Source organism: Bacillus sp. FSL R9-9492 (assembly GCF_038007365.1).
GTDB classification, from domain to species: Bacteria; Bacillota; Bacilli; order Bacillales; family Bacillaceae_G; genus Bacillus_A; species Bacillus_A mycoides.
On the sequence record NZ_JBBOXC010000001.1, the window covers coordinates 3,432,101 to 3,445,205 of the forward strand.

A 13,105-nucleotide genomic window follows, 5' to 3' on the forward strand; every position below is an offset into this window, starting at 1 on the left:
AAGACATTCCTTGTGTTTTTTATATTCCCTATACTTTTTATAATATCCTCACCACATTTAAACTTGCCGTAATCGCACCTGCTATAGTGGTCACATGCCCTACACCTAACGGGCCATTTTGTAATACTAATGTTGAATTTGCACTCGCTACATTCACAAGAAGCGTATTTGAAATGGCTGGCTCGATTACTACAGTTGATGTCGTTACGTTTTGTATAAAACTCCCTGTTAATTGACTTCCATTTAATAGTAATCTGACAGATACTGTCTCATTCCCAGCACTTGCATCACCTTGAAAATAATAACTTACTAAATATATTCCTGGCGTAGATACGGTAACGGTTGTGGAACTAGTTAAAGATACACCTGTTCCATATACGGTAGACCCACTATTAATTGGAATATTGGCATTTGCTGCAATTGTACTTGTTGAGGTAGAAAAGAAATAGCCGCCACCTGTTGATATTGCAGACGATCCAGTTGGACCGGTTGATCCAGTTGAACCTGTAGCACCAGTTGGACCCGTTACTCCGGTTGAACCGGTTGCACCGGTTACTCCTCTTATTCCTTGTATCCCTGTCGGTCCAGTCGCACCTGTTGAGCCAGTCGATCCAGTTGCTCCAGTCGATCCGGTCACTCCTTGTGGACCTTGCACTCCTTGAATTCCTTGAGAACCTGTTACTCCAGTTGCACCGGTTGCTCCGGTTGCTCCCGTGGCACCTTGTGGACCTTGTATTCCTTGCACTCCTTGTGGACCAGTTGCTCCCGTCGGTCCTGTTGCTCCCGCCTGCCCCGTTACCCCTTACCTTGTATTCCTTGCACTCCTTGTGGACCAGTTGCTCCCGTCGGTCCTGTTGCCCCTGTTAGACCGGTTGGACCTGTTGATCCGGTTATTCCTTGTATTCCTTGAGGTCCAGTTGGGCCTGTTGGACCAATCGGACCTTGAATTCCTTGAAGACCTTGAATGCCCTGTGGACCGGTTGGCCCCTGAATTCCTTGTATTCCCTGAATTCCTTGCGGGCCTGTTGCACCCGTTGGACCAGTTGGACCCTCTGGACCTTGCACTCCTTGTATTCCAGTCGCACCGGTTGGACCTATATCTCCTTGTGGACCTTGTATTCCTTGGATTCCTTGAGGACCAGTTGGACCTGTTATACCACTTATCCCTTGCACTCCTTGTAAGCCTTGAGGACCGGTTGGACCGAGTGGACCTTGGATTCCTTGCAGACCTTGTAAGCCTGTTGGTCCAGTTGCTCCCATTACTCCTTGCTCACCTTGTATTCCTTGTATTCCTTGCGGGCCTGTTGGACCAATTGGACCTTGTGCCCCTTGCACTCCTTGTTGACCTGCCTGGCCTGTTGCTCCTATCGGTCCTTGTACTCCTTGTAAACCCTGTAATCCAGTTGGACCGGTTACTCCCATTACTCCTTGCGGACCTTGAATGCCTTGGTCACCCGTTGGACCAGTTGCCCCCATTGGTCCCTGTACTCCTTGCAAACCTGTTAAACCAGTTACTCCGGTTGGGCCAATCACTCCTTGTACGCCTTGGATTCCAGTCGTCCCAGTTGCTCCTGTCACTCCGGTTGCCCCAGTTGCTCCCGTCGGACCAGTTGGACCTCCTGGAGATCCTGCTGGACCAGTTGGGCCGATTGGGCCTCCTGGCGGACCGGTTGGACCGGTTGCTCCTGTTGGACCCGTTGCAGATCCAGTTGGGCCGATTCCCCCAGTTGAGCCTGTTGAGCCTGTTGGACCTGGATCCCCTTGCAAGCCCGTTACTCCTGTTGGTCCTATTACACCTTGCACTCCTTGTATCCCCTGAGAGCCTGTTGGACCAGTTAGACCCATCTCACCTTGTGGCCCTTGTAAACCTTGAACGCCAGTTGCTCCTGTTGATCCCATTGGCCCTTGTTCCCCTTGAATTCCTTGAGAGCCTGTTGGACCCGTTGGACCAATCGGACCCTGAATGCCTTGTATACCTGTTACACCTTGTAAACCACTACTCCCTAAATCCCCTTGCATACCTTGTATACCAGTATTTCCTGTTGGACCAGTCGGACCTAATTCGCCTTGCACTCCTTGTATACCTTGTATTCCTGTTGGACCCGTTGGACCAATTTCACCTTGCATACCTTGAATGCCTTGTATTCCTGTTAGACCTGTTTCTCCCATTGGACCAGGTATTCCTTGGATTCCTTGAATTCCGGTTGGACCGGCTGGCCCCCTTTCTCCTTGTATACCTTGAACACCTTGAATTCCCTGTGGACCTTGTTCCCCCATCAGTCCTTGACTCCCTTGAGAACCTCGTGGCCCAGTTAAACCTGTTGGACCTATTGGACCGATTTCTCCCTGCACCCCTTGCACTCCTTGAATTCCGGCCGGACCGGTTGGACCAATTGGCCCTTGTACGCCTTGTATTCCTTGCGGGCCAGTCGGTCCACCTAAAGAACCTGTCGGACCGGTTGGACCAGTTGGTCCCGTAATACCTGACGCCGGAAAAGGAATAGGTGCTTGAAACTTACTACACTTATCTTGATCCTTCACAAGCATCTCCCCCCATTATGACTAACGTATCAAACTATTTTTAATACATTTAAACTAGCTGTTATCACACCAGATAATGTCGTTACATGCCCAATAGCTAATGGACCATTTTGCAAAGATAAAGTAGCATTTGAAGAAGCAACATTAATGACCATCGTATTAGAAATCGCTGGTTCTAATACAAAAGTACCTCCTGTAACATAAAAAATAAAACTCCCTGCGACTTGCGTTCCATTTAAAGTAAGACTCACAGAAATCGTTTCATTCCCCCCATTTGGATCACCTTGAAAATAATAGCTTACTAAATATATTCCCGGCGTACTTAACGTTACAGTTGTTGCATTTGTTAAACTGACACCAGAACCAAAAGTTGTAGCTCCTGAATTAATTGGTATTAACGCATTCGCTGCAATTGCACTCGTTGAAGTAGAAAAGAAATAACCGCCCCCGCTAGGTAAACCAGTCGCCCCTGTTGCACCTACTATTCCTAAGAAACCTATAGACCCTATACTACCAGTGGCTCCGGTAGGTCCCACAGCTCCAATCGGCCCTTGACTACCTTGCGCTCCGGCTGGCCCTTGACTACCACTAACCCCTGTCATTCCCCTTACTCCAGTTGGGCCTTGCAGACCTTGAATACCTTGAGCACCTTGTATTCCGGTTACTCCCGTTGCACCGGTAGGTCCTGTCATTCCTGTACTTCCTTGTATACCTATAATCCCTTGAACTCCTTGTATTCCTTGTGCCCCGGTCGCCCCTGTTTCTCCTGTCGCTCCTGTTTCTCCAGTTTCCCCCGTAACCCCAACATTTCCTTGTGGTCCCTCGGGTCCCTCAATACCTTGCGCACCTTGCACTCCTTGTAGACCTGTTATCCCGTTTTCTCCTAAATCCCCTTGGGGACCTCTAATTCCTTGTGCACCTGCCGGACCTGTTATTCCTTGTATTCCTTGCATACCTTGAGAGCCTTGCGCTCCTGTTGGGCCTACTATACCTTGTATTCCTTGAGACCCTTGCAAACCAATTGCTCCTGCCTGACCTGTTATTCCTTGAACTCCTTGCATACCTTGAGCACCTTGTGGACCAGTCAATCCATTTTCCCCTTGTATTCCTTGTGAACCTTGTAGACCTTGAACGCCAGCTGCTCCTGTTTCCCCTCTTATCCCTTGAGGGCCTTGTATACCTTGTGCTCCAACTGCTCCTGTTTCCCCTCGTATTCCTTGTGGTCCTTGGACTCCTGCCGCTCCTGTTGTGCCTGTGGGACCTATTATTCCTTGTAACCCTTGTATTCCTTGCGCTCCTGTTGGACCTGTTACCCCTTGTATTCCTTGCACACCTTTAGGACCTTCTGCACCAGTTGGACCGATTTCTCCCTGCGGACCTTGTATGCCTATTGCACCTTCTACACCGGTTGCTCCTGTTATTCCTTGGTTACCTTGAGAACCTTGTGCACCTTGTACGCCAGCTACACCAATTACTCCTTGAGAACCTTGTGCACCCCTTACACCTTGAGGGCCAGTGGGACCAGTTATTCCTTGTAACCCTTGTATTCCTACTGCACCTGGTCCCCCTGTTACACCCCGTGCACCTGGTCCACCCGTTGGACCCGTTGGACCCCCAGGCGGACCGGGTGGACCAGATGGACCTGTCACTCCACTAGATGGACCAATTGGACCAGTAGTGCCCATCGGACCACCCGGTGGTCCTTCTAGGCCTTGCGTACCAATACTCCCTGTTGCTCCTGTTATCCCTCGTACTCCTTTTGCTCCTTGAAAACCTGTTGATCCGCTTACTCCTTGTATCCCTTGAATACCTTGTGGACCTTGAGGGCCTATTACACCTGTTATCCCCTTTATTCCGCTTATGCCTTGAGGGCCTTGTATTCCAGTAGAACCAGTTGGACCAGTTACACCTTGTATCCCTTGATCACCTTGGTGTCCTTGCTCTCCAGTAATTCCTTGTATGCCTTGTGGACCTTCTTCTCCTTGTATACCTGTAGTTCCGTCCTCCCCTTGTATTCCTTGCGCTCCTTGGGGACCTTGCGGACCTGTTACACCTGTAATACCAGCTTCACCTATCACACCTTGCATTCCTTGTGCTCCTGTTTGTCCTCGCTCGCCTATTTCTCCTTGTATCCCTTGGGCGCCTTGTATACCTTGACTACCAGCAGGGCCTGTAATTCCTTGTATTCCTTCTAGTCCTTGTAATCCAATATCGCCAACAGGGCCTTGCTCTCCAATTAATCCTTGAGGACCTTGTAAGCCGACCGGACCAGTAATTCCTTGCTCTCCAGTATCACCAATGGCACCTTGTATTCCTTGAGCTCCCGTTGTTCCTCGCGAACCTTGTATGCCTTGAATACCTTGAGGACCTTGTGGACCTGTTGCTCCTATAGGTCCAGTGATTCCCGGAGGCCCGACCGGACCTTCATGCCCTCCAGTTGGACCCGTTGGACCACTATTACCAGTAGGACCCGTTGCTCCTATAAGCGGAAGAGGCAGTGCCACTCCAAATTTTTTGCACTTTCTATGATGACGCACAACAATCCCCCTTCCCCAAAATAATTACACTTTTTATATGAAATGCATTTTTATATGAAAAGTACACCTCTGAACTCATTTTTAAAAAAATAAAGAAGCCTATCATTTCATTTATTTGAAATGATAGGCTTCTTTTTATAAAGCACTTTACTTTCTCGCCTTAATAATAAAAGTCGTTGGCACCATTCTAGCTTTATATAAAGAATAATATTTCGTAGACGGCTCAGCTCGTTCTTCATCAAATGAGCTAGATGGTTCAGGTTCTTCTATTCTCTCAATTGTAAATCCCGCTCTATTTAACTCATTTATGTATGTACTTATTTTTCTCTTATATAATGTCGCTTGTACATTTTCTCCTTTAAATGTTTCAAACGTAATAGGAGTTTCCTCATGGTATGAAGACTTTAAAACAATTTCTTCTGTACCATACTGTAAGTTTGAATACACTGGATGCTCCCAACTAAAAATAAAACTTCCTCCTGGCTTTACATATGAATAAATCAGCTCTAACGTTTTCCCTAAATCTGAAGTCCAACCTAATGCATAAATGGAGTACACAATATCAAAATACCCTTTCGGAATATCCGATTCCTCTTCCATTGCTCCGCATATTAACTTTGGATTCCAACACTTTAACGTTTCACTCGCTGTTTTAATTTGTTCACTTGAAAGATCAAGCCCCCATACTTCCTCTGCCCCGTGTTCTGCCATATATTGCAACGAATGCCCACTTCCACATCCAATATCAAGAACCTTTTTATTTCTAATTGAATCGAACAAATGAATCTCATCTTCAGACGCTGTATACGGACCATATTTCGGTAAACAATCCACTTGAAAGAAATAAGGTGCAACTGTATCCCAACACTTTTTATTTAAAGCTAACATTTGTGTCCCTTTCATATTCTACATTCCCCCATCCACTTTTCTTCCCCTAATATAAATTACACATTATAACCCGATCTCCCTTTTCTCTTCGCCCGGTAATTTTTCACTTTCGCAATCGTACCGCACGCTCTTCCTCCTGTTTCTCCAGCATACATACCGCACCATCTTTTACTTCCATTTCGCGAATGATCATAAAATACCCAGCGACAATCTGGGCATGCTTTTAACCTTCCCCACAAATTTTCTTGAATCGCCATTAAAACAACGCTTAATACTTTTGTATATACATTCTCTTCGTGCACAGGCTCATATGTAATACCTTTCATATCTTCCTTTACATATACATGAAATGGGTATTTCTCTAACCACTTTTGCAATGATCCTTCGCCTTCAACCGTTAACCTAATATCTTCTCGAAAACTTTTTAATTCCTCTATCGTATGAAATGGAACCTCTTCATGAAAATATTCTTTCATAAAGAGCTTTATATCCTCTTCTGTTTGCAGCATGTCAATTGGCTCTCTCGTATCGTTTGGTATTTTCCATGTATTTAAAAATTCCCGAATATATTCTAATTCATTTGGTGCATTTTGATTCAATTCCATCCACCTTCTTCTTAAAATTTACTTTTTTCTGACTTTATGTATAATTATAATATAAAATAGTTAACCATTAAAAAATTTTACCGGTTACAACATTAGGAGGAGTTCTATGAAAAGTTTCTCAATACCGATACGTTTCATGCTTATTTCTTCATTTTTTATGTCTTTTGGGTATTTTGCAGTATACGCATTTTTAGCTATTTATCTATTAAGCTTTCTTCATTTTTCTGCTGTTCAAGTAGGAACAGTTTTGACGGTTATGACAATCACATCACGAGTTATCCCATTATTCTCAGGATTAATTGCTGACAAAATAGGCTATATCATTATGATGATAGCCGGATTATTTTTAAGAGGAATCGGATTTATCGCTTTAGGAATATGCTCTGATTTCTATACAATTTCTATTTCTTCTGCACTTATTGGCTTCGGAACTGCATTTTATGAACCTGCTGCTCGTGCCATATTCGGCTCACAACCAGCTCATATGAGAAAAAATTTATTTACATATTTAAACCTTAGTTTTAATTGCGGTGCAATAATCGGACCAATTGCAGGAGGGTTCTTACTCTTACTCAATCCCATCTATGCTTTCTCTCTAACAGGATCACTTATGCTGTTATTCGCTTTTATCTTTTACTTACTTAAAAATCACTTCCAAGTCACTACTGAAAACACGTCTATTGCATTTGGAATACAGGCTATCTTACAAAACAAGCCTTTTCTTCTGTTTTCATTTATCATGATTTTCTTCTATATTATGTTTACTCAGCTTACTGTCGCACTTCCACTTCATATGAAAAACATTAGTAATAGCAATCCGCTTGCTACACTCGTTATTACGATAAATGCAATAACAGGCGTCATATTTATGGCATTATTTCGTAAACTATTTCATAAATACAATACACTTTCGATTATTAAATACGGTGTTTTATTAATGAGTTTTTCTTTTTTACTCATTCCTTTATTTCCACACCCATATTGGCTATTTATTTGTGTAATTTTATTTACAATTGGCGAAACACTCGTATTACCTAACGCTGATATTGCTATTGCAAATTACAGTAACGAATCATATACAGCTACTTACTTCGGATTTTATCAACTATCACTCGCATTTGGTTTTATCATCGGTAATTATACCGGTACATCTTTTACAGCCAACTTAAGCGGAATGTATACACCATGGCTTATTTTCGGTGGAATAGGACTTATTGGTTTTATTTCACTACATATTTTAAATATAAAAAAAGGATTCCCTAAAGAAGATATATACCTATGTAATAATACAAAACACCTTTAACACATTACAATTGAGATGGGACCTTTAGACAACCAGCCTATAATAAAAAAATTCGACCATCATATGTGACAGTCGAATTTTTTTATTCTTCATATTCAAGATGATTATGTCTTTTACAACCAAATAAATAGCAAGCCCCTATATAATCAGTTTCAAATTCTAACCCTGGAACATATCCAGATTCGATACGTTCTATCATTTTTTTATAACAATTGTTCTCTTCTATATATTCCTCAATTAACTCTTTCTTATCGTTTTCTGTCCAATTCCCTTCTACTTCTTCATTCTGAACATCTTCTATTTCTGCTGTCTTCACTTCGATAGATTCCCGTATAACTTCATTTATACGGGAGAAATTATTAGCTTTATATAGAGCATAAACAAATCTACCAATCCAATTGGGACTTTTCCAGTATTCTTTGTATCCCTTTTCGAACCATTCAATTGCTTCTTTATAGCAATTCAACTCAACATATAAATCTGCTACATTAATTTCTCCTACAAAATCATCAGATTTCCTGTTAAAAGCATCCAACTTCTCTTTCGCTTCTTCCCACTTTTCTTGTTTCATGTAAATTTCCCCTAAGATGTTATAAGGAAAGTATGAGGAAGGATTCAACTTAACAGCTTCTTTTATTAATTCAAGAGCTTTACCATCATTCTCTTCCTCATAAAAGTACATCCAAGCAAGATTATTGAGAGATTGTACACCTCTAGATTCATGTACTGCTTGTTGAAACAGTTCCATTGCTTCCACATATTCATTTTGTTCAAACATTTCAATTGCCTTCTCGTTAATGTTCAAGTAACTACCTCCGAAGTGAATGAATTCATCTATTCCCTATCATTATTTTAATATGCAAAAATTGTAATTTCTATAATAATAAGTTCGCTTCGTATTAAGTTCTTTCTCCTGTCTACATTTCATCATATATTTGGATATACAATTCGTAATGATTTTATCAACACCGCTTTGTAAAGAAAATAAATACCTACTGTAAAATACTGATTCTCAACAATAAGTAAACTTTTCAACCTCTCTTAAATTGGATATATAACCTATTTTAATTTACATATTATGGTACAATGAAAAAGTGCTAGCTAAACATTTACGTTCCACACTAGCAGTCTAGCAATACCAAAATCAAAAATCACTTGAAATTGGGGGATGTTATGAAAAAGAAATTAATTGTTCTTCTATTCATCGGAATCATTTTATCCGGATGTTCAACTATAGTAGAAAATTCTTTAGAAACCGGAAGCGGCAGTATTGAATTATTAACACCAACGATTACAACAAAAGATAATGAATTAGAAATTAAGACTGAAGGTATTGATGAAAATAAAGTAACTTTTATTTATGTTGCCAATAAAAAAGTATTGGAACAAAAAATAAATAATGGTGAATCCTACAAACTTAACATTAAAGATATCGAGCACGCTCATAGGACAGACTACAAGCCAAGAGTTCAACTTTTGCAAACGAAAGATGATAACGAAGATGGAGACATGGCAACCTTTAAACAAGTTAGATATACAGTTGAAAAAAAGTAGTTTTATAGTTATTTCATTTAAATATAACAACCGAAAATATACTTTTAACAGAGGGTAAATATAAGAGGTGCTAATATGAAAAGACGATGGATTTTTTGGTGGATTGGTAACATATTTTGGATTACCATTTTTGGGATATTGGCAGCTATCATTTGGCTGAGAGAGGTTGATGGTGCTGGTGTTACTCAAAAACCAGCGCTTAAATTAGTGGCATTTATCGTTTTATTAATTGCATTTATATTACCGATAATTATTCAATCTATATGGCTAATTGTTAATTTGAGAAAGAGCAATAAAAAATAATCATACATAATTTTTTAGAATTATACGAGAAATCATAAAAAAAAGAGGAATTTTTTTAAAAATAGATTCCTCTCTTTTACATTTTCGTATTCATATAGGATTATGGTTATAAACTTATTTTTAAGCCATACTACTCCTTTTTCTTACGATGCATGTTCATCTTTCTTCTTCTTCAACAATGCTCTCTTTTTCATCGCCTTCGTTAAATATCCACCTTTAAACGAACGGATTTCATAAGAAGACATAAACGCTTTCGGTGCAATTTCATTAATAATTTCTAACAGTTCTTTTTCTCTAGAACGCTTTGCAACGATATCTAAGCGATAACGTATAGAATTTATTCCTTCACCTTCAAATACTGTAACGCCAAATCCAAAATGGCGTAATTCATTTACTAATTCATTACAACGGTCTAGCAAACTAACTTGATACGTAATATATCCAATTGCTAATTTATTTTCTATATAACCGCCTAATAATAGTCCCGCACTAAAGCCGATGACATAGGCAACAATGTTCATCCAATTTGATAAATCTTGAAACACAATACCTAAACTGACAATATAAATTGCTCCTTCTAACAATCCTACACCTGCAGCGGATCTTGTTTGATTCTTTACAAGCAAAATCGTACGGATTGTTAAAGTTGGAACGTAAATAATTTGAAGCACAAAAATAAGTAAAGCTTGTAACATTGGTATCCACCTCTTTCGCAAATTCTTTTGTCATGATAACATACATAAGCTTTAGAAATCGATGGGTTTTTTAATTTTTTTTAATTTTTTTTCATACTATTGAAATGCCCCAAAAATAAGCGTATTATGTTTGGCGTAAATTCGATAAGTACCAGTAAATCATGCGTATTATATCATTTATTTTTAAACGCAAAAAAGGAACCTGATTAGGTCCCTTTCATCAGAGCTCTATGTTTTTCGAAGCATTTTCCTTTTGCTTCTCTTCTTCTTTTACTAGCTGCATATTTGCATAGGCTAAATTCGCAATCATTAAAAAGTGTCCACCCAATATTCCAGTACCAAATGCCCACATTTCCATTTCATGCTCAATTTCAAACATAATGATAGCCCCTAATATTGCGGCTGCAAATCGGTTTAGAACTCCTAATCCAGGAGCCTTTTCTTTCATCACAATACTTCTTCCTAATTTCTCCACTCTGCGAGCTAATAGCCAAAGACAATATGCGCTAACTGCTAAACCGATACCGAACCCTGTCACTTGTTTCCCAAACGGAGTAACCGCCCACATTAGTAGTAAACCACTAAAGATCGTATACAATTGTAATCGATATACACGTAAGGCTACTTGAATCAAAATATCCGCTCCTAATTTCACATTTTATTATGTGTCAGAAGAAAAGCAGCAACTTACACAGTTGCTGCTTTCTCTTGTTCTTGTTCATGATCCATTTTTTGAATTTCAACACGTTTAATTTGATAAGCATCTTTTTCTAATACTTTAAATTCATAGCCTTCTGCTTCAACGTATTGTCCTTCTTCGATTTCATGATTTTGCATCATAATCCATCCACCGATTGTATCCACATCGTCTTCTTCAATGTGTAATCCAAACAAATCTTTTACTTCTGAGATAAGCACTTTTCCATCAACAATTTTATGATACTCGTTCACATGTTGAATTGGTGGTGCTTCATCTTCATCATATTCATCACGAATTTCGCCGACGATTTCCTCCAATATATCTTCAAGCGTTACAATTCCAGCTGTTCCTCCGTACTCATCATATAAAACAGCCATTGGAATTCGCTTCTTCTGCATTTGCAGTAATAAATCATGAATTGGAGTCGTTTCCATAACTTCAATAATCGGACGCATATACGTGCGAATCGATGATAAATCTTCTTGATCGTTGTTCATATATCGAATAAAGAAATCTTTTACGTTGACCATACCGATAATATCATCTTTATCTTCTCCAAAAATCGGATAACGTGTGTATCGTTCATTTTGGATTACTTTCATGTGTTCTTCTACTGAATCTTCAAGATAGAAACCAACGATTTCTGTACGCGGTACCATTATCTCTTTCGCGATGCGATTATCAAATTCAAAGATATTATTTACATACTTGTATTCAGCTTGATTAATTTCGCCACTTTCATAGCTATCTGAAAGAATAAGACGTAATTCTTCTTCTGTATGAGCTACTTCATGTTCAGAAGCTGGTTTCAAACCGAATAAACCAGTTATAACACGAGCTGAACCGTTCAATACCCAAATAAATGGATACATGATTTTATAGAACATCATTAACGGAGTTGCCAATAACAACGTTACTTTTTCAGCCTTTTGAATTGCCAGCGTTTTCGGAGCTAATTCCCCTACTACAACGTGTAAATATGTCATTAGCATAAAAGCAAGACCAAAAGTTAATACTGATGAGATAGAAGGATTTACGTTCCATTTCTCAAATAACGGGTGTAATAACTTTTCGATTGTCGGTTCACCTAACCAACCTAATCCCATCGCTGTAACTGTAATACCTAATTGACAAGCAGATAAATATTCATCTAAATTTGTTGTTACCTTTTTCGCTGCTAACGCACCGCGTTTCCCTTCCGCAACAAGCTGATCAATGCGACTTGAACGTATCTTAACAATCGCAAACTCTGCTGCTACGAAAAATCCAGTAAATGCGATTAAAATCGCAACCATGACTAAATTAAATATTTCCAATGAATCCCCTTAGTTAAAAAACTAAGGTGTCCACCTCCTGTATACTATAATGTTTTCTTATTTGTTCGTTAGAAAACATAGCCCGATACAAAAATTAAAGAGGTCGGATTTCACTTATTCTATAATAATAGAGCAAGTGTCTGTATTAAAGCTGTCGTTTGACCTGATAAAGATTTCGATATTTTTTCACGTTGTGAATCAGTCAATTCATCTAAAAGAGGCTTTAACTCCGTTAGCTCTGCTTCTAATCTATGAATATGGTCTGTCACTTCATTCACTTGTTTCGAAACGTGTTCATTGATACCGAGCAGCTTCTTCTCCTCGATCTTCTCTTTAATCTCACAAAGCGGCATATGCATTTCTTTGCACTTCTCAATAAATTGTAATGTCTCAAATGCTGTTTCGTCGTAATAGCGATAATTAGATTGAGATCGCTCCGCTTTTAAGATTCCTAGATTCGTATAATAATCAATCGTTCGTTTCGACACGTGAGCCATGAGAGCCAACTGTCCGATTCGATACACCTTCCCAACGATCTTCCCCCCTTGTTTATATTACTATTATCATACAATACATAAACTGTACAGTCAAACGTGACGGTTTGTTTTTCACATTTTATGCACAATTCCATAACACTCTTTAATAATCAGAAAATTAAGTTAT

The 13,105-nt window shown here is 39.7% G+C and carries 11 protein-coding genes and 1 pseudogene; 3 read left to right on the top strand and 9 right to left on the bottom strand.

The window, feature by feature from the left end:
- Positions 1 to 37: 37 nt before the first annotated feature.
- From MKY70_RS17465 to MKY70_RS17480, 4 genes and pseudogenes are all read right to left on the bottom strand, one after another.
- Positions 38 to 2,547 (bottom strand): annotated as a pseudogene (locus MKY70_RS17465) (BC_3345 family exosporium-associated protein).
- A gap of 23 nt (positions 2,548 to 2,570) precedes the next feature.
- On the bottom strand, positions 2,571 to 5,078 hold the full coding sequence (locus MKY70_RS17470; protein ID WP_341074540.1) for a collagen-like protein: 2,508 nt from the start codon (positions 5,076 to 5,078) through the stop codon (positions 2,571 to 2,573).
- A 147-nt stretch (positions 5,079 to 5,225) separates the two neighbouring features.
- Entirely contained in the window at positions 5,226 to 5,981 is a 756-nt protein-coding gene (locus MKY70_RS17475) for a class I SAM-dependent methyltransferase (protein WP_044443301.1), read from the bottom strand.
- Positions 5,982 to 6,022: 41 nt separating this feature from the next.
- Positions 6,023 to 6,565 carry a CGNR zinc finger domain-containing protein gene (locus MKY70_RS17480; protein WP_140152340.1) on the bottom strand — a complete coding sequence of 181 codons (543 nt, stop codon included), beginning with the start codon at positions 6,563 to 6,565 and terminating at the stop codon, positions 6,023 to 6,025.
- Positions 6,566 to 6,677: 112 nt separating this feature from the next.
- Between MKY70_RS17480 and MKY70_RS17485 the strand changes: the two genes are divergently transcribed.
- On the top strand, positions 6,678 to 7,874 hold the full coding sequence (locus tag MKY70_RS17485) for an MDR family MFS transporter (RefSeq protein ID WP_341025375.1): 1,197 nt from the start codon (positions 6,678 to 6,680) through the stop codon (positions 7,872 to 7,874).
- An 82-nt stretch (positions 7,875 to 7,956) separates the two neighbouring features.
- Here MKY70_RS17485 and MKY70_RS17490 read toward each other — a convergent pair whose 3' ends face one another.
- Positions 7,957 to 8,679 (bottom strand): tetratricopeptide repeat protein, encoded by a 723-nt coding sequence (locus MKY70_RS17490; protein WP_088031841.1) that lies wholly within the window; start codon positions 8,677 to 8,679, stop codon positions 7,957 to 7,959.
- Positions 8,680 to 9,047: 368 nt separating this feature from the next.
- Between MKY70_RS17490 and MKY70_RS17495 the strand changes: the two genes are divergently transcribed.
- The gene (locus tag MKY70_RS17495) at positions 9,048 to 9,428 is read left to right on the top strand and encodes a hypothetical protein (protein ID WP_002084382.1); all 381 of its coding nucleotides are present in this window, start codon (positions 9,048 to 9,050) and stop codon (positions 9,426 to 9,428) included.
- 75 nt (positions 9,429 to 9,503) lie between these two features.
- Complete coding sequence (locus MKY70_RS17500; RefSeq protein ID WP_341025377.1) at positions 9,504 to 9,731, top strand: DUF3923 family protein; 228 nt, start codon at positions 9,504 to 9,506, stop codon at positions 9,729 to 9,731.
- 143 nt (positions 9,732 to 9,874) lie between these two features.
- Here MKY70_RS17500 and MKY70_RS17505 read toward each other — a convergent pair whose 3' ends face one another.
- The 4 genes from MKY70_RS17505 to MKY70_RS17520 all read right to left on the bottom strand — a co-directional run bounded on the left by MKY70_RS17505 (position 9,875) and on the right by MKY70_RS17520 (position 12,966).
- Positions 9,875 to 10,426 (bottom strand): DUF2179 domain-containing protein, encoded by a 552-nt coding sequence (locus MKY70_RS17505; RefSeq protein WP_002014015.1) that lies wholly within the window; start codon positions 10,424 to 10,426, stop codon positions 9,875 to 9,877.
- Between the two features lie 220 nt (positions 10,427 to 10,646).
- Positions 10,647 to 11,060: an ATP synthase subunit I gene (locus tag MKY70_RS17510; RefSeq protein WP_002084378.1), complete on the bottom strand. Its 414-nt coding sequence runs from the start codon at positions 11,058 to 11,060 to the stop codon at positions 10,647 to 10,649.
- A gap of 53 nt (positions 11,061 to 11,113) precedes the next feature.
- Positions 11,114 to 12,442 (bottom strand): hemolysin family protein, encoded by a 1,329-nt coding sequence (locus MKY70_RS17515; protein WP_044443291.1) that lies wholly within the window; start codon positions 12,440 to 12,442, stop codon positions 11,114 to 11,116.
- A gap of 119 nt (positions 12,443 to 12,561) precedes the next feature.
- A complete protein-coding gene (locus MKY70_RS17520; RefSeq protein ID WP_012261301.1) occupies positions 12,562 to 12,966 on the bottom strand; it encodes a MerR family transcriptional regulator in 405 nt (134 codons plus the stop codon).
- Between the last annotated feature and the right edge of the window lie 139 nt (positions 12,967 to 13,105).